Annotated in this window: 19 protein-coding genes and 1 pseudogene; 8 read left to right on the forward strand and 12 right to left on the reverse strand. The window is 54.9% G+C overall.

The features are described from left to right. The first annotated feature begins 156 nt into the window (after nucleotides 1-156). Nucleotides 157-1,998 carry an integrase arm-type DNA-binding domain-containing protein gene (locus tag PSH86_RS11135; RefSeq protein WP_305489689.1) on the forward strand — a complete coding sequence of 614 codons (1,842 nt, stop codon included), beginning with the start codon at nucleotides 157-159 and terminating at the stop codon, nucleotides 1,996-1,998. A gap of 700 nt (nucleotides 1,999-2,698) precedes the next feature. On the opposite strand, the gene PSH86_RS11140 is transcribed toward PSH86_RS11135, so the two are convergent. The 4 genes from PSH86_RS11140 to PSH86_RS11155 all read right to left on the reverse strand — a co-directional run bounded on the left by PSH86_RS11140 (nucleotide 2,699) and on the right by PSH86_RS11155 (nucleotide 8,635). Then, entirely contained in the window at nucleotides 2,699-4,255 is a 1,557-nt protein-coding gene (locus tag PSH86_RS11140) for a hypothetical protein (RefSeq protein ID WP_305489691.1), read from the reverse strand. Between the two features lie 23 nt (nucleotides 4,256-4,278). After that, the gene (locus PSH86_RS11145; RefSeq protein ID WP_223529122.1) at nucleotides 4,279-5,076 is read right to left on the reverse strand and encodes a TIGR02391 family protein; all 798 of its coding nucleotides are present in this window, start codon (nucleotides 5,074-5,076) and stop codon (nucleotides 4,279-4,281) included. A 5-nt stretch (nucleotides 5,077-5,081) separates the two neighbouring features. Beyond that, nucleotides 5,082-5,888 (reverse strand): hypothetical protein, encoded by an 807-nt coding sequence (locus PSH86_RS11150; RefSeq protein ID WP_305489693.1) that lies wholly within the window; start codon nucleotides 5,886-5,888, stop codon nucleotides 5,082-5,084. Between the two features lie 80 nt (nucleotides 5,889-5,968). Further along, the gene (locus tag PSH86_RS11155; RefSeq protein WP_305489695.1) at nucleotides 5,969-8,635 is read right to left on the reverse strand and encodes an AAA family ATPase; all 2,667 of its coding nucleotides are present in this window, start codon (nucleotides 8,633-8,635) and stop codon (nucleotides 5,969-5,971) included. 515 nt (nucleotides 8,636-9,150) lie between these two features. On the opposite strand from PSH86_RS11155, the gene PSH86_RS11160 reads away from it, so the two are divergent. Both PSH86_RS11160 and PSH86_RS11165 read left to right on the forward strand, forming a co-directional pair. Further along, nucleotides 9,151-10,764: a dsDNA nuclease domain-containing protein gene (locus PSH86_RS11160; RefSeq protein ID WP_305489697.1), complete on the forward strand. Its 1,614-nt coding sequence runs from the start codon at nucleotides 9,151-9,153 to the stop codon at nucleotides 10,762-10,764. A 6-nt stretch (nucleotides 10,765-10,770) separates the two neighbouring features. Next, nucleotides 10,771-12,915 carry a DEAD/DEAH box helicase gene (locus PSH86_RS11165; RefSeq protein WP_046035943.1) on the forward strand — a complete coding sequence of 715 codons (2,145 nt, stop codon included), beginning with the start codon at nucleotides 10,771-10,773 and terminating at the stop codon, nucleotides 12,913-12,915. Between the two features lie 168 nt (nucleotides 12,916-13,083). Here PSH86_RS11165 and mobH read toward each other — a convergent pair whose 3' ends face one another. Next, a complete protein-coding gene (gene mobH / locus PSH86_RS11170) occupies nucleotides 13,084-14,820 on the reverse strand; it encodes a MobH family relaxase (protein WP_305489699.1) in 1,737 nt (578 codons plus the stop codon). Between the two features lie 230 nt (nucleotides 14,821-15,050). On the opposite strand from mobH, the gene PSH86_RS11175 reads away from it, so the two are divergent. Beyond that, nucleotides 15,051-15,245 (forward strand): hypothetical protein, encoded by a 195-nt coding sequence (locus tag PSH86_RS11175; protein ID WP_026067412.1) that lies wholly within the window; start codon nucleotides 15,051-15,053, stop codon nucleotides 15,243-15,245. Between the two features lie 133 nt (nucleotides 15,246-15,378). Here the strand turns inward: PSH86_RS11175 and PSH86_RS11180 are convergent, their stop codons facing one another. Continuing rightward, nucleotides 15,379-16,341 carry an ArdC family protein gene (locus PSH86_RS11180; RefSeq protein WP_305489701.1) on the reverse strand — a complete coding sequence of 321 codons (963 nt, stop codon included), beginning with the start codon at nucleotides 16,339-16,341 and terminating at the stop codon, nucleotides 15,379-15,381. 130 nt (nucleotides 16,342-16,471) lie between these two features. Continuing rightward, nucleotides 16,472-16,801 (reverse strand): hypothetical protein, encoded by a 330-nt coding sequence (locus tag PSH86_RS11185; protein WP_305489703.1) that lies wholly within the window; start codon nucleotides 16,799-16,801, stop codon nucleotides 16,472-16,474. A gap of 450 nt (nucleotides 16,802-17,251) precedes the next feature. Between PSH86_RS11185 and PSH86_RS11190 the strand changes: the two genes are divergently transcribed. Next, on the forward strand, nucleotides 17,252-17,635 hold the full coding sequence (locus tag PSH86_RS11190; protein WP_305489705.1) for a DUF3742 family protein: 384 nt from the start codon (nucleotides 17,252-17,254) through the stop codon (nucleotides 17,633-17,635). A 16-nt stretch (nucleotides 17,636-17,651) separates the two neighbouring features. Here the strand turns inward: PSH86_RS11190 and PSH86_RS11195 are convergent, their stop codons facing one another. The 5 genes from PSH86_RS11195 to PSH86_RS11215 form a co-directional block, all read right to left on the reverse strand. Then, a complete protein-coding gene (locus PSH86_RS11195) occupies nucleotides 17,652-19,190 on the reverse strand; it encodes a conjugal transfer protein TraG N-terminal domain-containing protein (protein WP_305489707.1) in 1,539 nt (512 codons plus the stop codon). A 10-nt stretch (nucleotides 19,191-19,200) separates the two neighbouring features. Further along, a complete protein-coding gene (locus PSH86_RS11200) occupies nucleotides 19,201-19,509 on the reverse strand; it encodes a hypothetical protein (protein ID WP_305489708.1) in 309 nt (102 codons plus the stop codon). Nucleotides 19,510-19,512: 3 nt separating this feature from the next. Beyond that, the gene (locus PSH86_RS11205; RefSeq protein WP_370873773.1) at nucleotides 19,513-20,895 is read right to left on the reverse strand and encodes an integrating conjugative element protein; all 1,383 of its coding nucleotides are present in this window, start codon (nucleotides 20,893-20,895) and stop codon (nucleotides 19,513-19,515) included. Then, complete coding sequence (locus tag PSH86_RS11210) at nucleotides 20,892-21,848, reverse strand: TIGR03756 family integrating conjugative element protein (RefSeq protein ID WP_305489710.1); 957 nt, start codon at nucleotides 21,846-21,848, stop codon at nucleotides 20,892-20,894. Before PSH86_RS11210 ends, PSH86_RS11205 begins: the two co-directional genes overlap by 4 nt. A gap of 115 nt (nucleotides 21,849-21,963) precedes the next feature. Then, nucleotides 21,964-22,218: a helix-turn-helix domain-containing protein gene (locus PSH86_RS11215; RefSeq protein WP_027603217.1), complete on the reverse strand. Its 255-nt coding sequence runs from the start codon at nucleotides 22,216-22,218 to the stop codon at nucleotides 21,964-21,966. A gap of 160 nt (nucleotides 22,219-22,378) precedes the next feature. On the opposite strand from PSH86_RS11215, the gene PSH86_RS11220 reads away from it, so the two are divergent. From PSH86_RS11220 to PSH86_RS11230, 3 genes and pseudogenes are all read left to right on the forward strand, one after another. Next, nucleotides 22,379-22,636, forward strand: coding sequence for a LasR-specific antiactivator QslA (locus tag PSH86_RS11220; RefSeq protein WP_103308201.1), 258 nt, complete (start codon nucleotides 22,379-22,381; stop codon nucleotides 22,634-22,636). Between the two features lie 97 nt (nucleotides 22,637-22,733). Beyond that, a complete protein-coding gene (locus PSH86_RS11225; protein WP_305489713.1) occupies nucleotides 22,734-23,354 on the forward strand; it encodes a hypothetical protein in 621 nt (206 codons plus the stop codon). Nucleotides 23,355-23,604: 250 nt separating this feature from the next. Further along, a pseudogene (locus tag PSH86_RS11230) lies at nucleotides 23,605-23,882 on the forward strand (ATP-binding protein); the annotation flags it as partial. Between the last annotated feature and the right edge of the window lie 59 nt (nucleotides 23,883-23,941).

Genomic DNA, 23,941 nt, shown 5'->3' on the forward strand with positions numbered 1-23,941 from the left:
TTCGTTCCAGCGGGAACCACTGAAATCCAGCACTATCCGGTGCGTTTAAGTCCAGAATTGAGTCCAGGATTCTGACGAGCACTGAATCGGTTAAATGCTGGAGCAGATTGTGTAGCGAGATGAGCATCTGGCCCTGACTCTGTTCAGGAGCTCGCGATGGCACTCTCAGAAATGACAGTTCGGCATGCCCGAATCACCGGTAATGATTACACCCTCGGTGACAGCGATGGTCTCACGCTCAATGTGACGGCCAGAGGCGGAAAAGTCTGGCTCTTCCGTTACTACTGGACGGGCAAGCAGAAGCGCATGTCCCTCGGTAGTTACCCCCAAATTGGGCTTAAAGAAGCCCGTACCCGTCGTGATGAAGCCCGTACCTTGGTTGCCCAAGGCATCAATCCCTATGAGCATCGCAAACAACAGCGGCTTGCTGTTCATGCTACGAAGGAGCACACCTTCGAGGCCGTGTTCAATCAGTGGGTGGAGTTTCGCAGGTTAAGCCTGAAGGAAGGGCGCCAGAGCACGCTTTCGCAGATCTTGAGAATCTTCAATAAGGACGTCCTGCCCACGCTGGGCGGACGCTCCATCTACGATATCAATCGTCACGATCTATTGGATTTGCTGAGCAGGATCGAACAGCGCAAGGCCTTAACGACTGCCGAAAAATGCCGGACCTGGTTCAACCAATTGTTCCGCTATGCGCTGGTGAAGATCGAGGGGCTGGAACACAACCCAGCTTCAGACCTTGATGTAGTTGCACTCCCCAAACCTCCGGTTACGCACAATCCATTTCTTCGTATGGACGAGCTTCCGGGATTGATGGTTGCTCTTCGAAATTACGGTGGCGCCAGCCAAACGCGGCTTGGCCTTCGGTTGTTGCTGCTGACCGGTGTCCGCACGGGCGAGTTGCGGTTGGCGACACCAGACCAGTTCGATCTGGAGAAGCGCTTGTGGGTCATACCGGCGGAAGTGGTGAAACAACTCCAGCTAGCGATGCGGAAGCCAGGTAAGCAGATTCAAAATGTGCCGCCGTACATTGTCCCGCTGTCGGTTCAGGCGCTGGAGATCGTGCGTCACTTGCTGGACCAGGTTGTCCCCGCACAGCGCTACTTGTTTGCGCATCGAAGCGACCTGAGCAAGCGCATCAGCGAAAACACGCTGAATGGCGCGCTACGCCGGATGGGGTACGCCGATCAACTCACCGGTCATGGAATGAGGGCGACGATCTCGACGGCGCTGAATGAGATCGGGTATCCGAAGGTTTGGGTGGATGCTCAGCTTTCGCATGCCGATCCGGACAAGGTGAGTGCGGCCTACAATCATGCTGAATATGTCGAGCAGCGTCGGACCATGATGCAGGATTGGGCGAACCGTCTGGATCTGTGGGGGCAGGGTCAGCTGAAAGCGGCAAGCTCTCCGCTTACCATCCGTTTGGAAGGGGCCGCTTCGCTGCCGTCATTGGAAAACGCGAGCGCAAATTCAATTGAGTTTAATGGCACCCTTCCAGTGACAACGGCCTTGGTGCCCAAGGCTTCGGTTAGCGACGAACCGGCTCTTGTCGTGTCGCACCAGTCGCCTGTCGTACCTTTTTCGGTCCCGACTGAAAAGCCGCATATATCTCACGTGTCGGATATCCAGCGTGAGCGCGCCGAGATGCTTGCCATTTATGAGGCCGCTAGTAATTTGCCGTTACTGGTTTTCGCGAAATTGGCTGGCAAATCCCGAGATCAGATCAGCCGTGATATCAAGGCTCGTCGTCTGCTGTCTTTGAGCCTCGGGAATCGCGGTCAGCGCATTCCCGATTGGCAGCTTGATCCACTGCGGCACAAGTTGGTACTTGCAGCACTAGCGCGATTTCCGAATATCGATGCTTGGATGCTTTATCGGACGGTCTGTGAGCCTCATGAGCGACTGAAGGGGCGTTCGCCAATCGATGGGCTCACTACGGATAATTTCGAATTTACCGTGCGTATCGTCTGCGGATCCCTGGGTCCGAGATAACGTTCCATCTTCGGGGAAATGACGGGGCTTGCCACTGAATTTACTGCTTTCGGTGAGCTCCCGTCATCACTTGGGTGTTTGTTGGTGGGCGCGCGCGCGAAGGTCGATGGTCCGCTGAAGATCAAAGTGTCCATCGCATGGCAGGTGCTCCAGCTCACCATGAAGCTGCCCTGCAAATGCAGAGGGCCCACGCAGATGGCGTACTGGACTCCGAGGAGGTCTCAGGTTTGTTCTTTGGTGGCCCGGGTCTTGAGTTGATTGCACGCGAGGTCATCCAGCCGATTTTACCGGCGCGCCCTAGCCAATAACCTTCGACCATAGGTCATGGGCCGTTGGATTCGCTATCACAGCCTTCAATCCTGGTGCGGATGGGGCATTCCAATGACCAAGCCGCACCATCTATTATCGGGTAATCGCCAATCACTCGGTCGAGGATTAACCAGGGCAATGTTGGTCCATACTGGCAGGTTCCGTCTAGTTCAACCTCGCAGCCGTGGCGAATGCCAAGCCAAGAAACATGCCTTGATTAAATCGGCGAGCGGCTGACCAGCCCCCAAAGCCGTCATACACCCGCATTTTCACCCGAGTGGCGCGGCGGTTAGCGAACAGATAAGCAAAGTGCGGCTGCGCCGCACCGAGCACGGCGATCACTCGGGCCAATGCTGTTTCAGTGATGCACGCATGTCCATGGGCTCGGTGGTTAGTTTGCATTCCGCAGGGGCACCGTTGTGATGTTCCTTGGATCGATGAGCAATTTCAGACCGGAGGCGTTCGCTTGGTCGAGCCCATATTCTTCCAAGTCATCGACCTTCGGTCGAACATCAAGGGCCTCGAAGCGGGTGGATCGATATTGCCAGTCAGGATCTTCGGTCTTTACAAAGAACACCTTCGCGCTGAAAGCGATGCTGGTATCGGCAAATGACGCGATGTTGAAATACAACCCTTCCGCAGGGGGAAATGCCTCTTCAATTTCTATAGCTTGGAATTCAAAGCGCGCGTCGGGCTGCGGGTTTAGCAGCATGTCCACGGCCATCCGTGCTTCATTCGCCTCCCAGAAAGCATCGAGCGTCAAACTAGCAGTGGAGCGCATGCCAGCGTTTGTTAGAAGACGCAACCACCCGTCCGCGAATGTGGAAATGAGCGGCAGTTCTTCGATGTACGGCCCTGTGACCGGTTGATCGACATGCAACGTGATCGCGGGAATTTTTCGGTTTCCGGTAATCGTCAAGGTCGCGCGACCAGATGACATGAGCGTGAGCGCGCGAAGTAGCTCTGCCCATTTCTCCAAGGTTTGCTGCATATCATCGATCGAGCCGATGCTTTCAAGTTTCAGTCCCGTTGGAGTCAGACGGATGATCATTTCTGCGGAGCGGATCAGAAGCTCCGGTCCATGAAGTTCTGAAAGCGGCGGTCCGATAAACATTTCAGCGTCGAACCGTGCAGCTTGTCCGAAGCCTAGGCCACGTATCGAAATCTCGCAGAAACCCAGGGCGGGAGGCGTAAGATAAAGCGACTCGATGTCGTCAAAAAGTGTGCCTTGATAGGGAAGGCGTATACCAAAACGGCTATCGAACACTTGGAGATGGCGCGGTTTTAACGGCGCAAGGCCGAGTAGGATATTGCTGAAATGCTCCGGCCCTTCGATTTGAATAATGGCTTCTGCCTCGTACCGGCCATTCTCATAACCGAGTTTGACAAGCTGCCGCTGCTTCTCGATTGTGTAGGCGCTAGGATTTTGCCCACACGCGTCACTCAGCGCGGCCAACAAGCCCCCGGGTGTCGGTTTGAAACGTAACCCAATTTTTTCGTAGGCGTAGCTGATATCGGTGTGGTTGATGTCATGCGCCTTACGAGCCTCCGCGAGCCTCAACCGTTTAAGAATGCGTGCGAGCTCTTTCCCTATAAGATGGACGAGATACGCGGTGTGGATTTCGCCGTCACTGCTCAGGCAAAACACGATGATGAGGGCGGGCCGAGGATCCTTGGCCAGGCGTTCAATGGCCGAAAGGCTTAGACGGACACGGTTCCCGGTGCGGCCGAGCGTTGATTTCAACTGAACCCGAGCAGCATTGGTTAGACGTTGATCGAGAGGCAACGACGGTTGCCCGACCAGCGCCATCGGGAATTCGACGATAAAGTCCCAACCCATGACGTCGATGGCGCTCTGATTGCAACAGAGAGCAGCGCGTTCGCAGAGCAATTCGAACTGTCGCTCCCCAATGCGGCCGATGCGATCGGATTCTAGTTCGCTTTCCATTTAGCTCTCAATACCTCTAATGATCATGCGCGTGATAGCACTTGCGCCATGTCTAAGCGTCGATGAATCAGAGAAACGATCGACATCAGGTCTTGTGCGTCTTCCTTGGTCATCGCCCAATGTATTCGGGCCTCATGCGCGGTCGGATTGCGAAACATGCCGAATGTACCGCGGACAAGATTGGCAAACCCACTCTGCTCGCTACGTTCGCTAGCCGTCGACAGCGCGTTGATAGCCATGAGAGGGGGATTGCCAGAGAGAACACGATCCACCAGAGCAGATCCGTCATCGGCTATTCCGGTGCGGGTACGCATCTTGTCAGCAACGCTTTTGACAGCTTCTTGCGCCGCATGAAAGTAGTTGTCAACGAGAAGTTCGGCGCGGCAGAATTTCAAGACATCTGGGTGAACCCCTCGCCCTTCAAGGTCCGCGCGCAAGTCGCGAGCCCTCTGCAGAGCTTCTGGCAAGGTCTTGGCTACATCCGCCGACTTCAGCTCGCCGGCCTCATCGACCACAAGCCCGGCGAACACAAGCGCCTGGTTCAGGCGAGCCCGCATTGGCTCGTAGCGGTTAGGCTCGTGAATGTAGCGAGCGGGCTTCATGGCGCGCCGAATGAACTCGAGGATGTTGGTACGGTTTCGTTTGGTGTTCTGGCATTCTGCAAAAGCGTTGTAGATACGTACGCGCTTCGTCATAGGTCCGGGATCGGCAATCTTGCACGAGGCCAGCAGGTGCTCGATCTCAGGTCCGCTCAGACCCTCTGTGGTATCGCCAAGCGCGCGGGCGATCGCATCTAACTGATCTTGCGAGAAAAAAGCCATGGGCATCACCGGCCGTTTGATAGGCGGCGCAAGAAAGTCCTCGCCGTAATGAGCACTACATGTAATCGGAAGGTGCTGTGATCCTCGTCGGAAAGGCCCGGATGGGAGCCTTCCGAGTGGAGCATCTTGAAGAGACCGTTGATGTAGTTCTTTCCATCCTGCGTCCATTCGTTACGGTCCACAGCAAGAAAACCGATCTCCGCAAGGAGTGCGCGCCGGTTCTCAGAGCTTGGGCGCTGAGCCGCCTCTAGCGGCCGGATATTACGGGCTATCTCGTCCAACAGGCTTTCGAAGAACGTCCGAAGCTGGCTATTGCAAGCCGCCCAGTCGCCGCGTGTGTGGGCTTCAATCGCCTGGTCAATATGACCGAGAGGAATAACGAACCCGAAAAATTTCAGGAGGCGGTGGACCTCGTCGTCGGTTTCAGGAAGTAGGACCTCGCCGGGCAGAGCGGCGCGAATGGAGGCGTTTAGCCCATGGTCATCAAAGACGAGCACATAGCCGTCCCGCGCTAAGCTCCGCGCGAAAGCTGCATGCAAGGATTGAGTTTGATCCTGTTGCTCCAGCTGCGCGGCCTGTCGAATTACGGCCTCACCCAAGCTCATGGTGCCATCAAGCGTCTGAACCACGGTCTCGGCGCGTTGCACCACGATGCGGCCGAAGAGATCGCATTTCTTGGCCACGCTAAGGCTAGTGCTTGAGGTGATTTCATCCTCAAGGCCAAGCCGCAGCACAACCTGATTAAAGCGTGCCTGCGTGTTCTGCTCTAGCAATTCGACTGCAGCAATGAGTGTAGGTCGAGTAAAAGGCATGGATCGCATAGGGTATGTTCACATTCGCATCAGTACTTCTAATCGGGTACCAAGATGGGCAGGGCACAGGCATCGCATCGTTAGCGTCCAGCCCGTAGATCGAGGTGATCAAGCTCTTCTAAGGTGTGAACTACTGACTCCACAAGCTCTGCATCAAAATCATCGCGGTCAGCTTCTTCGTGCGTTCCCTTGTTAAGGTAGGTCCACACTAGGTTAGTGGCAGGGATTCCCAAAATGCGATCATAGGCGGTCAATAGGGGGCCTTTGTTGGCATGGTTGAATGTTTGTGCATCCCGTAACTTCTTGACCAGTGCTTCACAAAGGTTTCTCAACCCGGGCTCGGCACCAACCCCGGCGAGCATGATATTTAAGACACCCTGGTCGTGACTGCCGAGCCAACGCCATACCTTTTCAGACAGCATTTCTAAGGCTTGGCGTGACGCTGCTAGGGCATCTCTATCATTCAGGGCCTCTCTTGCGGCCCTAGCCTTCGCGATGTAGTTTGCGCTAGGTACGTTTCCGGTCACTCTGGGTTGATAGTTGCCGTCATGATGGCGTAGCAGATAGACTTGGCAGCCATTGCGTCTCTGGACGGGGAGATGTTGCTGGATGTCCTTGATGAATTCGTTGCTGTGACAGGTGACGATTAATTGAGTTTGAGCAAAGTGGTCACTTTCAAAGATTGTTTCTCGGATACCGCCTCGATGATCGTGGTCGATTGCATTAATGGCGTCGTCGAAGACGATGACAGGGCATTCTATGCTTTTCGCCTTAGCCATGAGGATTGCCAACCCGAGGCAGCGAATATGGCCTTCGCTAAGTATGTGAAGTGCATCGACCCGAGCTCCCGGATTACCTTGGAAGCAGATCTCAATCTTCCCTTCACCTCCAATTGGAAGGTGCAGTGCGAATAATTTGTCCTCATCCCGATCATTGCGATTGAATGCGTTGTAAAGATCCTTGGCTGCGTCGTTGAGTCCCGCTATCAACTGCCCCGGGAGCTGATCCCTGTAGGATCTTAGTTCTACAAGAAATCGGTCATAAGTCCCCTTGAAGGGGGTATCCCGCTCTATGTCGAGAATCTCTTGGTTCGCTTGGGCGATTAGCTCAGCATTTGTTTCGTCGAATGCATTGATACGGCTATTTGCAGCCTCAACGTTCTCTTGCAGTTGCTGTCTCTTAAGATCCTGGGCTTGAACCTTGAGCTGGAATTCGTTGAGCCGTCGACGCTCCGTAATGTGCGGCTGGCGATCCTGCTGAGCTTGCAACGACGCAACGTCTTGGGATGCCATGCGATCCACCACAGACAGGATTTCATCAAGGGACGGTAGTGCATCTTGAATCACCACCTTTTGGGGGTAGATGCTTGACCACCAACGTTCAACCGGTTCTTCTGGAAGCTGACCAATCAACTGGGAAATGGCCTTATTTTCTCCGAGCTGGGCATCGATGAAAGCGGCGACGGGACTGAACATTTGGCGCAACTCACGTGACGCTTGCCCAAACGTGGTCTGCGTAACCTGCTGCTGCTCCTGGAGAACACCAAGCTCTTCAAGCTGTTTAAGCCCTTCACCCGCCCTTAGATATGGATCTGCAGCTACGTGAGTCTGACCTTTCAGTGGGGTGTCACAGGCCGGGCACCGGTCTCCCACGACTTCTTGTAGGGCCAGGACCGAGTCATAAAGCGCCTTAAAAGAGACTTGGTCGCTTCTGGCGCGAAGAGCTTCAACGATGTCTTTGAGCTCCTCATCACATTTGTGTGTTTTCTCAAAAGCATCTAGAAGGCCCTGGCGCGTTACGCCGAGCACATTAAGCGGTACCGCTTCCAAAATCGCTTCGAGTTCCTGAAGGCGACCCGGAGTTTCGGCGGTACCGATAAGCTCTTTAAGCACGTCATATGTGATCTCGGCGTCGTACTCCTTCGCTAGGGCTGCCTCTTCTTCCGCCAGTGCTTGCTGGGATGCTGCTTCATTTTCAACGGTCGTTCTATCTGCTGCCAACGCATTTCGGCGAGCAGTCAATGTGGTCTGTTGTTCGCCGAGAAGGATAAGCTGCCCATCGATGCTCTCATTGAAATGGCCCACGAACTCATTGAACTGATCCATGCCGAAGAGAGTGGCAATGAGTTCCGCTCGTTGGGCATTGGGGCGTGCGGCGATTCTGGAAAACGCGTCGATCCGGTTCTTTTCTACGAAGCAGAAACGATAGGTGTCAGCGTTGGCAACGACATTTACTTCTCGCCCTTGCTGATCGGTCGCTTTCAGTATTGGTGCCTTGAATCGCCCATCATGGACATTGGCGAGATAAGTGCGGGCTGCAATGCGCTTGCTTCCCGCCTCTTCGACATCTCCCAAGAGCGCGTACTCCAGTCCTTCGCACAGACTGGTTTTGCCGCTACCGTTGGGGCCGTAGAAAAGGACGATTTGCTTGGTGAGGTCGAATGGCTCGGCTGCTCGAAAGCCTCGAAATGGACCGAGTGTCAGATGTCGAAGTTTCGCCCAAGGCCATGTCCCGAGATCAGCCTGAGCAACTGCGACCGGAGCAATATCTGCGGTACCCTCGAGTTCTCGTCGAATCAGCTCAACTAGGTATATGGATCGCTGGCTTCGTTGACGCGAGGTCCCAGCCAATTCATCGAATTTCGACAAAACCAAGGCAGCTAGACGACGGACATCCGCAGGGATGTCTTTTTCAGGCTGATAAAGCCATCCCACAAAACGCTCAAAATCCTGCCTGGCCGATGCCATATCCTCTCCTTTGGTACCGCCTCGTTGCGTCCAGCTTAGCGTAATATCATCTTGATGGCGTCTTCATTTGCAATGTATGAAATTCAAGCGCCAGGCAGAATATTGGGTACGAACTGCGATGCCTCGAGCCGTCCGATACGAAGCTCCAAATCTACAGATAAACGAGTATTTGCAGCCATGCTGTCGCTGCTTGAAGCGCACAAGCCTGAATGGGCGGCTTTCCTGGGCTACTCCATAAGCCGGTGCATACGGGACCCCTCATATCTGGAGGCTTTTCGAGGTATATCGCGAGGCGCCTGTTTAAGGTCGTTCTAACCTAGCGGTGTGGTCCTCATGCTTTCTCCATAATGCTCCTGTGCCGCGGCTCTAACGTTGCGAGGGTAGGCGGTTGAGGAATAGGGATAGTCGGCCAATTGCCATTAGTGGTAGCTTCCGTACTAACACGCGCGTCTGCTATCCCTAAGTGACTCAGGATGCCGACGTGACCGGCTCGATTCAAGCGATACAGGGACGTCATGGTGCTTATCAATATCCCATCGAACAAAGGTGGGCCTGCGGCAAGGCAAGGTTTCAAGTACCAGGATCACGTTGCCGTTTCCTTCATACTGAAGATGCTTCGCGATAGCAGTTACCAGCACGTCGAGTGTGAGACTGCTGACGACATCGTGCTGGTCTCTCGCCAGTCTGGTGAGACGGTTAACGAATATATTCAGGTAAAAACCACCGAAGGTGACAGCAAGTGGAACCAGAGTGAAGCAACAGCTCTGGACAGCGGTCGGGCTGACACTTCTCTACTGCAAAAGTCACTGCTATGTGACTGCCGCCCTGGAAAAGCTCTGTTTCGAATGGTCACCAAGCGCGATACCGCCAAAGCTTTGAGTTGCTTCAAGTTAGAGCTTGAAAAGCGAACTCAGCCTGATCTTGCGACCAGTCGTGGGGCAGCCCTTGCTAAGAAGTTTAAGAAAACACGATCACCCATGGGGCGTGACTTTTGCTATTGGGCGGATAATTTTGTGTGGCAGATCTGTGGCGATGTGGACGCGCTGGAGTCAGTGAATCTGCGTAAGCTTGCAGAAATAATCGACATTCAAGGCTCGTGGCCTACGCACAAACAACAGCAGGCAATTTACGCGGAATTTCTGAGCTGGGCAGATGATGCGGCAACCGCAAACGTCATCTCAGAATCTATCCAAAAGGTCATTACGCGCGCGGATGCCATGGATCGCCTTGATGCACTCTTGGCGGCGGCTGATAGCAAAAACATCACTTACTCGAAGCCCTATAAATCCAAGCCTCCGCCGTTTCTGGTCGAATTCCATGCTGCAACCGACGAGGGATTGCTACGAAGCCTGACTGGGTACGACGTTCAGTATGACTTTGGCGAGTGGAGGCATAAGGAACTTGCTGAGCACCTGGTTCAGTGGCTTCCCGAGTTCTGTTTACAAGCCAGCGAGATTGTGAATTTTCAGGTTCACCATGCCCAGACGATTCTGTCGAAGGCGATTGCTACGTTCACTCAGAATGGTATGGAGCGCGATAAGTTAATTGCAGAACTAATCCTGCATGTGATTTTGAGAAATAAGGAAAATAGCGAGCCTATAGCGTGCAAAGTATTTTTTGCCTCAAAGACAGGCCTATCCGAGTTCGGGAACGCCCATATTGTTCAGCGCTCAGGCGAGGTTGATCAACTCTGGTTGGGGTTGGCGAGGATGATTACTGTGGGAACCATGGCCCAGACTGTGGCGCAGGTTTGCAGTACTCTGGATTCGACAATTAACAAAGCCGCACTGACCAACGAGCGCGAGATCATTATCTCGCTGCGCGAACCGAATCACCTTCGCTCCAATTCGGAGGAGTTGAACAAAGCATTAGAACGAAACGCGCCTGCTGAAGAAATGCTGAAGGTGCTGTGCTTTCCTGTGTTATTGGCTTATGACAGTGATGCCTTATCCTCCGGGTACCTCTCTGACTATATTGATCGGCTGAAGCACGAGATCAACGATCACTATAGTTCATTGAAAGTCCATCTGCCGAAGAAAATGGATCAAATCCGAATTGCTGTGTTCCTTGTTCCTATCGAAAGCATCCAGAACTTGATCAAAGAGTTTAACTCACGTTGTAGGGTTTAGGCTGATATGAAATATGAAGTAGTTAAGGAACGACTCGAACGGCTCGGTGAAGATTCAAGCTCCAGGATCGAGCTTCTCCAAGCTATCAGTGTTGCCGTGAACCGGGGGAACCCAGAGTGGGAAGGACGGGACCTCGTCATCCGTGCGCTGGATAAATTCGCCTTGTTTGGTGAAGTTGAGCAATCCCTTTTGCTGAGTATGATCCGCGCGGTGGGCCTATTCCCTTACATCACTCCGTACCTCGATGGAATATCGATTTCAGACCGTCTGGCCTATGAGGTACATCGGGTGGACGGAGTTGAAGCGGGCATGGTTTTTCATCGGCTGCAGGCTCATGTGTTCAGCTTGCTGATGCAAGGACGCAACGTCGTGCTGAGTGCCTCAACAAGCGTCGGTAAAAGCTTGGTGATAGACGCCGTTCTGGCCCAGGAAAAATTTCGCAAGATCGTGGTCATCGTCCCAACCATCGCCCTCATCGACGAAACGCGCCGACGTCTGGTCAAGCGCTTCAAACAGAGGTGCAATGTCATTACGCATCCGACTCAGGAAGCCGACGACGCCCGAGTAAACGTTTACCTGCTGACCCAGGAGAGAGTCCTCCAGCGTGACGATCTACAGGACGTCGGCTTTTTCGTCGTAGATGAATTCTATAAACTTGACCTGTGCAGTGACTCAGAAACTGGCAGCCGTGCAATTGATTTGAGCTTGGCTTTCCACAAGCTGGCAAGACAGGGGGCGCAGTTCTATCTACTCGGCCCGCATATCCAAAATATCCACGGTCTCGACGCTTATGAGTACAATTTCATCCCCTCCAACTTTTCCACAGTGGCCGTCGATGTTGAGTATTTCAATTTGCCGACCAACGGAGATGCACGCAAGGACAAGCTCCTAGAACTCTGCCGCAAAATTGCCACCCCCACGCTCATCTACTCTCAGTCGCCAGCAAGCGCTAACAAGGTTGCACAGCTCCTTATCGAAAAGGGTGGGTTTTCGCCGCTCGCGCAGACCCAAGACATTGCTCAATGGATCGCGAAGGAATACCACCCCCAGTGGAACGTCGCTAAGGCCATATCGCTTGGTATCGCCATTCACCATGGTGGCGTCCCTAGAGCGCTGCAACAGTATTTTGTGAAGCTCTTCAACGAGGGGACAATCAAGCACATCATCTGCACGTCAACGATGATTGAGGGGGTCAATACCTCAGCAGAAAACGTCATCATTTATGACCGCCGGGTTAGTAACACGCCGTTCGATTTCTTCACGTTCAAGAACATTTCTGGCCGCGCGGGTCGCATGAACCGCTACTTCATCGGCAAGGTTTACATGCTGGAGGCTCCGCCGGAAGAAAAAGATCTCACTGTTGATTACCCGATCGGACTGCAGAACGAAGATTCTCCGATGGGGCTTTTGATGAAGCTAGAGCCGGAGTACCTCACGGATATCTCCCGTCAACGGCTGGATCGGGCGTATGCGACACCGTTGTTGTCTACTGCGACCCTCGTCGAAAATCGGCATATCCCGGTTGACCGGCAGATAGAGATCGCCGAATCAATTATCAGGAATCTTGCAGTGAGTCGCCGAATGCTCACTTGGAAAGGAAACCCTGAACAAAACCAGCTCGAATACGTGTGCACCTTAGTCTGTGATCACCTTCAGACCAAACTGATGGATTATGGAATCATTTCAGGCCCTCAGCTCGCCTTTCATATCAACTCTGTCCGAATGGAGAAAGACTTCTCGGCGTATCTGCAGAACGCAATCGACACTAACCGAGCGGGCACCACTGCGAGCGAAGCGATCAACCTTCGTCTCAAGTTTATCCGTAACGTCCTGTGCTATCGCCTTCCTCGTGATTTTATGGCCATAAGCAAGATCCAGGCGGATATCTTCACCCAGCGCAATATTGAGCCAGGAGACTTCAGCTTCTTCTCTGAGCAGATGGAGAACCTTTTTCACGATCCCTTACTGACGGCGCTGGACGAATATGGGATTCCCACGCAGGTCTCGACGCGTATTAAGAGTTCAATTCTTCCATCTGACAACCTGAATGATCTGCTGAACAAGTTACGGCACTTGGCGATCCGCCTGGATGGGATGCAGCTGTCCCCGTTTGAGCGAAATATTATGAAATGGGCGATTGCCGAGATGTAGCTCTAAGGCGCTGGCAGGGAGCATCTGCAGGGTCAAAGCGTGGTGCGTTCGGCTTTGACTTGTGCTCTGTGAGATGTATTTAAATCGTTGAGCTGGCAACAGGGACTGACGCGCAGTGCGCAATCCTTCGCCTGGTTGCCTGAGTCGAGTCTGGGATGTTACGGACATTTAAGATTTTTCAATTTTTAAAAAAATATTGTCCGAAGGCACCGGCGTAGCTTCGAATAATAGTTTTGGTTTTTCTAGCAAATAGCCCTGGAGTTTTCCTTTCTTCCGAGGACCTTCCACCTGACAGACCCAAATATTTAAACCATTGTCGCGCTTCCTGTGGACCTTCAGTTTCTCAAACTGCTTCTGCACCCAACGCCATTCTTCAATCTCTTGGCCGCTATTCTTGGCGATGCCAGGAAACTCCTGTACATAACGTTGGAAGAGACCAGGCGTGACCAGAAATACGCTTCCATCCACTGTGTGGATTTTGGCCTTGCTGTCATTGATGATCAGCTTGTGACTCCGGATGCCTTTCTTGACCCAATTCAGGAATACCTGGCCTGGGTCATCCGATGGAAGCGTTGAAGTTTTGTCAGCACTTTCGGACAGTGCAACAGTGGCCTCACGTTCTTCCAACTCGAACATGTCCAGCAGCGAGCCGAGGTAATCGGCGTCCTCTAGCGCCATGGGTTCCGGCTGCGGTTGGCTATGGTCTGATCCTACACGGACTGCCTCGGGCGCTGGTGTTGGTACCAGGGTATCAGTATCAGTTGAGTGGTCATGGGTTGCAATGCTCACCGTTCCGCTGAAAGCCTCAGGCCGGTCTTCGTTCCCCCAAATCAGTGCGGGTTGAAGGCGCAGGAAGGTGAAGCTCTGCTGCCAGTTGCCTTGTGCCACAAGCGCGGTCCAGATGGCTTTGCCTTCCGGCGTGGACTCAACCAATCCATGTGACTGCAGCTCGTCAAACACTGTGAGGTTGGACGAGGGAATCCCTTCAATCGATTGCGACAGCAGATAGGCTCGCAGCTTGTCTGTGACCGTCTTGCTGACGAGCCAGAGTGCGTCCCGGGTCAGCCATCCCGCGGCACCTGGCTGGTTGAGTTTCAGCTCGTGTTGAACCAGATGACGCAGTCCGCTGATCAAGTGATGTTGCAGCGAATGAATCGGCGCTTGTAATGCCTTGCTTGGGTTGCCACCGATGTTCTGTGCGGTGGAAACGCGGTCGGCCTGAGTCACCAATTCGCCCAGCACGCCGGCACGTTCGTACTGACCCGCCAGGACATACAGCAGGTTGGCCCAGAGCGATGGGAACCCACTGAGCCAATCGAAGATCGGGCGGTCGAGAATCTGCGTGTAAAGCAAGCCTGCGGCCGCGCCGTGCAGGTGGTAGTCGCGCCCCTTGAGGTAGCGAAAACGGTAGGGCTGATCTAGGGATCCCTGCCAAGGATGCCAGACACGGCCATCCTGGCGTTCGACCAGCAGGTCCACGGCGATTTTGCCGATGTCATGCAGCAGGGCTCCATAAGCGATGCCGGCGGACCAGGCATCTGTCTGTGCAGCTTGGTCTTCGGGCGCAGCGCCTGTGGGAAGCAGATACGACTGACGCAGTTTCAAACTGCAAGCGACCAGCTCCAACCCATGGTCGAGCATGCCGCCAAGATAAGCATGGTGGTGCGTCTCGCTGGCTGGAAGCTGTTGGACCAGCTCGGCGTAGCGATGGATCGGATTTAAATAGAGTTGGTTGAACTGAAGATGGGAGAGGGCGGTGTACTGCCAGATGCGATCGAGCAACTGGCGGCGGTGCTCGGCCGCTAACAAGCTTTGGGACGACTCAATGGGCAGGTAACCTTCGGCAACGCTTACGGTGGGTGGCGGAGGGGGCTTCTGCCTTTTGTGGCGAAACAGACTGAGCATCATGGCCTCCCAGGAAATGGCAGGGTCAGCTACATTTTAGCCTTTTTGGATAGGGCTCTTACCCTTGACTCCCCATTCCCTTCCAACCCTTACCGGTCCTTTTGACGCGTTTCCCTTTGTGCGGCAATCGGAATATCGATTTGTCCTGGTGCCGTTTTGTTGGATGCGCATGCTGGTACGAAAAAGGAAAGTGTCGGTACACTGCGGTGCGAATTTTATCGGGTCTTGTCATGAACCTCACTGACGCCACGCTCATATTGCTGCTCGCAGCACGTATCCATGGAACAGACGAAGCCGTCAGGGCCTCGGCGAAGAGCGTGGTCAAGAAGCTACCGCGCAGCAAACGCGATCTGATCTACAAGGTGATCGACAGCCGGAGTCCGCTCGATCTGGTGGATTACCTGGCGGAGAATCTGGATACGTAACGGCGTACTGCGGTTACGGGATTACCTCATGTTCTTTGCGTCAGAGCTCCGCAGTGTGGGGATTTTTCTGGGCATAGAAAAGGGTCCAACTCGTGTTGGACCCTATGAAGCGTTTGCAGCGGTGAGGTGACGATCAAGCTCCATCTTTCATGCATCGCGAGTCATCCATTACCGTCTGCTTCCGTTGCTGCTCCAGGTTGAGCACATACTCCGAAGCGCATCGGGCCTGGCCACTGGCGCGGAAAATCGCGCGGTTGTCAGCCTTGAGCAGGCCGAGCCAGGAGTCGATGTAGCCCTCGTGCCGAAGCTCTCCCCGTATACCGGCGTAGGCACATAAAAAAGCGGCCCCCATTTCGGCGATCAACTCTTCAAATGCATAGTCTGGCGAGCCAAATGGACACGGAGAGGTTACGCCTTCGCGCTGCAATCGAGAGTAGTGTCCGGTCCAGTGCGTCAGCTCGTGAAGCGCGGTGGCGTAGTATCCACCTTGATCGTGAAACTGCGCTTTTGTCGGCAGTTGGATGAGATCCCTGATCGGGTGGTAAAAGGCTTCGTCGGAAAATCGATGAATGATATTTGCGCCCGAACTTAGCAACAAACTTTCTGCAGCAGCGTTGGGGAAGAAGGGATCGCTCGGTTCCGCCTCGAGTAAAGTTTCGTTGAGCGTTTCGAGCCCTTCCGTTTGCTCGATGTTGAACAGAAAATGCGTCCTGAGAATGCCAAAGTGAGCGATCTTGGGCTGACCGTTCTCATCAAGTACGGGTTGGCCTGATTCGGTCTGTTCCTCGCGCTCCATCGGCTTGTAGAGCACTGCCAGAGTGCTGTGCTCACCCTTACGGATGTGCCCTCCGGCTTTTTTGGCTTGGTTGAAGGTGAGCCAACGATCTTGAGTGAACCCCTGCAATCGGGCCTCGGCCCAGAGCAACGGTAAATTGATGCCCGAATAGGGACGCTGGGTGATGGCGTTGATGGGGTAGGGTTGGTGATGACCGACGTCAGCTGAGCCACTTGAGGACCAGGGTTTGATCCAGGGCGCTACGCCTTGGTCCAACGCGGTAACGATCTTGTCAGTCACGTCTTGGTAGATATTGCGCATGGCATGTACCTCGAAAAACCGGAGGAACGCCTTGCCCGTCGGGGAGGGTTCCCCGGTGGGTGTTGATTGGATTGGTACAGGACTGCGTATAGCCTGGGTTGGATCAGTGGCCGGGTATGGCCGTTTGCGTTCAGCGTTGCTGCTCTTCCGCAAGCGCTATCAGTAAGGCGTTAGGTTGGTCTGATGCCTGAAGCAGGCTGAGGCTCAGTCGCAGCAGTGGTTCATGTTCTGCATCACTCACTGAGCCGAACTTGGCTATCTCGAACACCAGGTAGGGTGCGTTTGGATCGGCCAGGTGAGCTTTGAAGGCTGCGCGTACCACGTTGCTCAGCCTGTCGAGCTGCAGCTTTTCAGGATGACTTGAACCATCGAGCAATACTGCGTGTTGCCACGCGTCTGGAGTGAACACAACGGGCAAGTGCAGAGTGTTCAGTACTTCGGGTGTGAGTGAGTCGGACATGGTGTGCCTCCGTTGATAGCGCGAAGAAACCTGTCCCATAGGGGAAAGAATTCCCCGCGGTGGGTTGAAGAAAAACAAGAGGGGTTAGGACGAGCCGAGCTCGAAAGACGCTCGGGAGAGCAGTAGGCGTTCATCACCGTGAAGCGTGACCGTGCGAGCCACCGAACGCTAATCGCACTTGGGGGGAACCATCACCGGAGTGACGTAGCTTTGAAGGCTCTGGCTACCTGGGAAGGTGCTGTCGATAACAGCGATCCGTACCCTCTATGTAGCTGGATGATATGCATGGGTCAACGGCCATAGAGGCGCTGGTGCACGAGCTGCGTCTTCTGTCTTCCAGTGAAGAGTTTTCGGCTAGGTAAACTGATAAACGGTCAGGCATGGGCGGTTTTCGGTAGTAGGCTATTACTCCTCTCTCAACCATGAAAACGCTCAGAAGAGGGCGAGACCATGCCGACTCAAAACCGTGTTGAGGTTTCCCGCGTCCACCACTGGGCATATACCTGTGGCATGTCGATAAAACGCGGGTATCGCAAGTTGAAAGCATTGGAGTCCCGCACGGCTGAGCGTGCGGTGACGGCAGGTATGCCCGCAGGCAAGCTGCTTGTTCGCGGGAGTTTTTTAATCTTCAAGTTGGCAGTTGCTGCAGGACTGCTTCTAGTTAGCTTATGGCTCACAGTGTCGGTGATAATCCTTATCGCCTTGTGTTGGGCCATCGCGAATGGAACACCTATCAAACCTAAGGATGCTCTCCGTTACAAAGCATATGGCGATCCATATGGTGAGTATGAGTATGGTCGCGCACCCGGTCAGCCTGATTTAAAAGACCTTTAGTCGAGCTCTTCACTCCCTACTTTAAGGCCTTTCCAGCAGACATCAGAGCTCCAGTGCCCTTTGCACCAGCGTCCTGCGCTTGAGCTGCTCCTTTGCTAAGCATGCCGTCGGCGATTGAGCCAACGCTATATCCTGCCCAGCTCATTGCAGCCAAAAACAACATCGGAAGCACGACGAACATTGCCCCCATCACATACTCAATCACCTGTGCCGTGACGGTCCCATCCATGAAGCCAGATGTGGGCAGCGACAAGAGCACCTGACTGGACGCCGATACTTGGTTGTACAAGGTATCGAGCATGCTGGAGTCGACCCAGCGGGCCAACTCCCACCAGAAGGTCAGCATGTGCAGCGTGAACAGCGCGAACGTCACCGTCATGACGGTCTTTAGCTGGTAGGTGCTGACCAGCAGGATCAGTGGCAAGCTGATGATGACGCCCATGATTAGGAAAGCCTGCACCATCGGCAGGGCAGCGCGTAGTGCATTCATTGCTGGGAAGTAGCTGAATGAACCAAGGGCCAGCCCAGTATTGGTTGCCAGGTTATTGAGCCCCTGATTGATCGACCCGCCGCGAGCGCTGGAGCCGTAGTCCTGGTACACCTGTCCTGGCGACATGGACATCGATTGCTGGCGCGGGCTGACCAGCTCGCGCAGGGTGGCATTCTCAATCTCATTACTCGAACGGCCAGTCAACCAACCTTTTAGCTGAGTCAGCACTGAAGGATCGACTTGCTCGATCAAGCGCTCGCGCAACCCGACACCGTTGTCACTCCACCACTGTCTGCAAGTGGGGTAGCCCGCGCCATTCTCCAACCGTGGTAAGGAAGTATCTCGGGTTTCATCATAGGGCCAACTGGCTCGCGGTGTCCGTGAGCGATCGGTGTCGTAGTAGCCCGGAGTGTCGAGAAAATAGCTTGAGCCGATCCAGGACGCATCATGACTTTGCACCTTGTCCAGCTGTGGACGATTGGTGAACAGCCGAGAGCGGGAATAACCGTAGCAGTCGCGAGTGAAGTCGGCGACTTCCTGTAGCAATACCTGGTTATCGATGCGAGAACTGTCGATCTCCATGCGCATCTGTCGGATATCCGGTGCGCAGGGGATGGCCGCGGTGGCCGCTGCGGTCACTCCTTTGCTCAGGGCGTGCACCAGAAACCACCAGATTGGCACGTTTGCAGAGCGTTCGCCGATGGTATTGAAAGTGGTACCCCAGGCAGTTTCTGCTGGCTTGGCCACGCTGACACCGCAGCGTTGGCTCGCTGCATCATCAAACGCCATTGAAGCGAGGTTTAGCGGAAAGACCGGCGCGCAGCCGAACAATACGACAATGTAGGCCAGCCAAAGCCGGTTCTCGATTCGAGGTACCGAGAGCAATCCCTTGTTGCCTTCATCTGCGCCTTGCTGACGGGCCGACAACCATTCTTGCAAGATGATCGCGCCGAAGGGCGCGGCGAACAATCCGGTATCGGATAGGATGTTCCAGATACCGTTGTTGATGATCCAGGCCAGCAGGGAAAGGTAAAACTCCAGATAGCTGTTAGTGCTCATGAGCATGGTGGTGACCTCACAACCGAGTGAGCTCGACGCAGGTAAAGAGCAAGAGCCCTAATGTCCCGGCGCGTTTCACGCGCAGTCGGTCCTGTGGTCGATGTCGGTAGCGCCTCAGCAGGTCCCACCAGAGTGCAAAGAGGACGCCGTAGAGCAGGACACGCCACCACCGCAGATAAGGCCGTATCGATTCCAAGGCTTGCTGCCAGACCCCGAAACTGCCCAGCGCAGTGCCGCCGATCCAGGCGATCAGTGCGGCGGTCAGGATCATCCCTGCGGCGATCCCTAGACTTGAAAGCAAAGTGTATAGCAGTGAGCGTTTCATGGCTCACTTGCGCCTGGCGTCAGCGTCGTTGAGTCGGCCAGGTTCGGGGTCGCCTTGCTCGACGGTGCGCGACGCATCGGCACCTCCGGCATGTCGATCGAGCACGAGGCTGGCGGTATTGGTTGTGAGCATCTGCCGGACCTGCAACTCGGTTTGTAGCAGGCGTATCTCGCGCTCCAGTGTGTCGATGTTTTTCGTCAAGGCCATTTGGGCCGGTTCGGCGGAAGCGATGTTAGGTTCGTGGCTGCCTGCCAGCAGCGTGCGCAATAGCAGGAGCGCTTTGTCGAGCACGCTGGACAGGGCCGTCTCACTGGCCAGGCGCCGCGCCAGGAGTTCCTGATCAGGATCGTCGCGCAGGGCTTCGATCACACCACGGGTCACTGGGAGCATCGGGCTGGAGGCTTTGCTCAGATTGTCAGGGGTAGGCGGCAGAGAACCGGACAGCAATCCTTGCAGGGTCTTGAGATGTTCGCCGTAGGCCTCCTGGATCAGCGGCGTCAGTCCGCTGCCAGCGGTAGCCCGCAGAGTCTCGCAGGTGTCGCAGGTTGCGACTTCGGTCTCGCCCAACACTCGAACAGCCCATTCGGATTCCTCTTGGGGTGAGGTCCATGCCTGGCAAATAGCGCCGCCCAGGCAATCACTGCTACTGATCGAGGCGCTGTCATCCACGGACCGGTTATGCAGCAGGTTGTAGCCCGCGCGCACCACATCGGAGGTTGCCCGGATGGGTGTTTGTCCGCTACCTCCAGCCTTCTGCCCGCCGACCCATGACACCCCATTATTGCCGTTACGGGCCTCGGTGTTTTTCACCGCGGCCACCGCATCACCGCCGGTTTTTTCGAGGTTGCCCTGCATCTCCTGGTTCTTGGCCAATGCGCCCCAGCCGGCTTGGCCGACCTTGTCAGCCATCTTCTCGGCCATGGCCTGGCAGGTCAGTTTGGAGCGGTCGAAGTCGATACGCCCTTGCATCACCCCGTTACTCAACAACTCATAAAGCCCGGGGTTGGCGCGCTGGATGATCAACGCAGGCAGCGACATCACCGCTTGGGTCGCGTTCTGCACAATGCTGCCCATGATTTGCTGGAACCCTTCGGTGACGCCGTTCAACTGGTTTTGCAAGGTGTTGGTGAGGCTCATGTTTCCGCACATCATGTTGGCTTGCCATGAGCCGCCGACACCGAGCCCGTTGGGACGGTAGAGTGAACTCGGCGAGCCCGCTGCCGAGCCGCCACCGATGGTGTACATCACCCGGTCGTCGAGCACTTCACCTTGAGTGCCTAGGCGGTAATCATCCTCGACTGCATGAGCATGAGTGGCCACTGCGAGCAGTCCACAGAGCAACAGACTCATCGCGTCGAACGAGGATCGTATGAGAAGCAGGCTCATGAAGCACCGCCTTCGAAGTCGATGCTGAACAAAAAGGTCTGTCCTTCACGCTTGCAGCAGCTATAGGGACGCCACAGCGACCAGGCGTAGCCGCCATCCGCGCTCTGCACCGAATCGCTGGGGAAGATGGCACATGTGGGTTGAACCACGGGGGAGAGCAATTGCCATTTGTGGGTCGAAGCGTCGTTTTCAACGATTGGGCCAGGCGGCCAATACCCCTCGCGTGGTACGGGCATGAGCGGGACATACACGTGCGGTTGCCAGTTGCGGGTAATGACATCACCCGCCCGCTGCACCATCACCGCAGCGGCTTTGAAATCGTCGGGTTGCACCAAAAACCCTTGCCGGGGATAGACGTTGCCCCACATGTTTCCCGCGAGCTGACGACCGATTTCACGGATCCCGGGCACAAGCGACTCGGGGTAGAGGCTTTCCGGGATGCCATGACGCCAGGCCAGTGAGTCTAAAGTGCTCAGGTAATAGGGCATGAACGCAGTGGCGCCGCTGGCGCAGGCGTAGCCGGATTGTGAGGCAAGTTGCGTGGCGGCCCAGCCACCGGGATGGCCGATGCCATCAACGTTTTTGAAACGAGGCAGGTTGTCGCGTTGCGTGTTCGGCGTGATCAGGTTACCACCACCTTCCGCACCGCTGATGGGAGAGGAAAGTGCGGCCATCTCGGTCCAAGGATTGGCACCGGTGGTGGCATAGCTCGAGACCACCAGCTCAGGAATGAAGTGACGAACCTTGGTTGAGGTTTTCACAGTGCAGCCGAAGGGGGTGCAGAGCAACCAGAAGCAGATGCCGACGACCTTGTATTCGAGACAGTCCGGAGTGAGCACGGAGGCGGCAATGTTGCCGGTATCCAACGCTACGCTTGGCCCGGATGCCAGCAGAATGCTCAGCACCAAAGGATGCAACTTCTGGGGCGAAATGTGTGGGCAGGCAGCAGACATGATCCAGGCTCTGGGTGTATGGCCTGGACAGGTTCAATGATCGAAAGGAGGGTGTCAGTGAGAAAGCCGAACGCAGGATTGTCGGTTTACAGCGACCTTCTAGATCAGCAGAGGGTCATTCAGCGCTCAGCGTACGAGCAAGCGCGTCAGACTCGATGAGTAACTGATCCGTTTTGATCTCGAAAATGTTGGCGAGTTTGCAGAGGACCAATAGCGACGGGTTGCCTACCCCTCGTTCGATTTGACTCACATAGGTACGATCCACCTCGGCCATGAGCGCCAATTGCTCCTGGGTAAGGTTCTTCACGCGTCGCATCGAGCGGATGTTTTCCGCGAGTTGCAGACGGAGCTGTTCGAAGTCTTGAGTCATGCGCGCAAACTGCGCCTTGAGGGACTCTCAATCCACGGGATATAGTCTACATTGGCTTGATTCGGGCTCTTTTTTGATGCTTAAGCGAAGTGCCAGTTTTGTTTCTATGCTGCTTGGAACAGACCCAGCATTAATAATTAAATCGAAAGCTAAGGTGTCTATGGACGAAAATTACGTTTCAATTCCGGCGGCGGACGGCTGCCCGAGTCTTTTGACGCCGTGGGGCAGCGAATTTGCGCCCATGATCGAACGTGGCGTCCAATGCGCCCAGGTCTGGCTCGATACGCCCGGTGAGATTCCACTGTGGTGGGAGCTGGCGCAAACACGCAAGACCTTTCCTGTCGGTGACTGCCAGGATGCTTTTGAAGCCGGATTTTTGTTGAGAATTCAGCAGCGGCTTCGAGGTGTGTCTAAATGACTTTGTGCGCGAGTACCTGGTGTTGTTAGCCAGGGTGATGCGGCGGCATTTCATAGAACCTTGCGGTTTCAGGGATCGGAACAAAAGGAGATGGACCATGACCGTGTTTAACGTGAACTTCGCTGTCGATGACATGGAAGGCAAGACCGTATTGGTCTTTCTCAAACCGCAACAGCCACAGCGTAACTACCGAATTCACTCTTGGCAGGTATTGACCGGTTTGGCTGGCTCCACCGAGTCATTCAGCTACGAGGCGATCATCGAAACCAATGTGACTACAATCGATGAAGCTGATATCCCGATTGTGTCGGGGCGTCAGGGTATTTCGCCTGGTACGCTCTTGCAGGCGATCAGTCCGAGCGGAATGTCGCCGTATTTGGAGCCGGTCCCGATATCGCTGGCGAGGGAGAAACTGACACCAGAGCAGTGTGGGGTGATCAACAAGATCAACCCTTACATGCAGTTTGACTGCAACTGGTACGTCAACGGACACCCGGTGGTGACCATGCCCAACGTGGATTCGTCGATGACGGTGAGCTTCGAGTACCTGCCGTGCTTCTACTTCATGGTGACGGCACCACCGATAGTCGGTCAAACGTACATCGTGCAGAACTTCTCTGACATGACTCAGTACATACCCCCCATTACCGCCACTGAGGTGGATGTCATCCTGACTCGTCCCTACGGCCTGTGGAACTTCGACTTCAGTGCCAAATGACCCAGGCTCGCTACGGCGCACGGTTCCGTCACGTGTTCACTTCCGGGAAACGGAAATGTCACTTCTTGATCTGACCCATAGACGGGAAGCCAGGCTTCCCGTTCCTCCGCCCAGTGCTGTCAACCGATCTTCCTCTCCAACATCGAGTCTATCCGCAGTTGTGCCCGCTTAATCAGATGCCCACACCTACTGTAGCTTTGTGATTCGGACCGCTCAGGTTACCGGGACTCTCATAGGCCGTGGCCGTGGCCGCTACCTGTGTCTGCCGCGCCTAATGGAGGAGCTGAGCCTGGCCCATGGCGATGCGCAACGGCGCGATATGCATGAGCTGCTGGACGACCGCTACGGCAACCGCTCGCTGGTCACCAGCTAGATGCCAGTGAAAAAATAGCATGCGCTGAACGGCGATCCGATTGGGCGACGCGATCCTCGACCGGCTATTGCATAACGCTTATCGAATCGAACTGAAGGGGGGAATCGATGTGCAGGCGGGCAACGAAATTGACGGCAATAGGAACTTCAAGCTAACAATGCAAACCTGTGTCGCTGCGCTCCGGCTACCTGTCGGAAGGAGCGTGAAACGAGTG

The sequence above is a fragment of the Pseudomonas sp. FP2300 genome (genome assembly GCF_030687595.1).
Taxonomy (GTDB): Bacteria; Pseudomonadota; Gammaproteobacteria; order Pseudomonadales; family Pseudomonadaceae; genus Aquipseudomonas; species Aquipseudomonas bijieensis.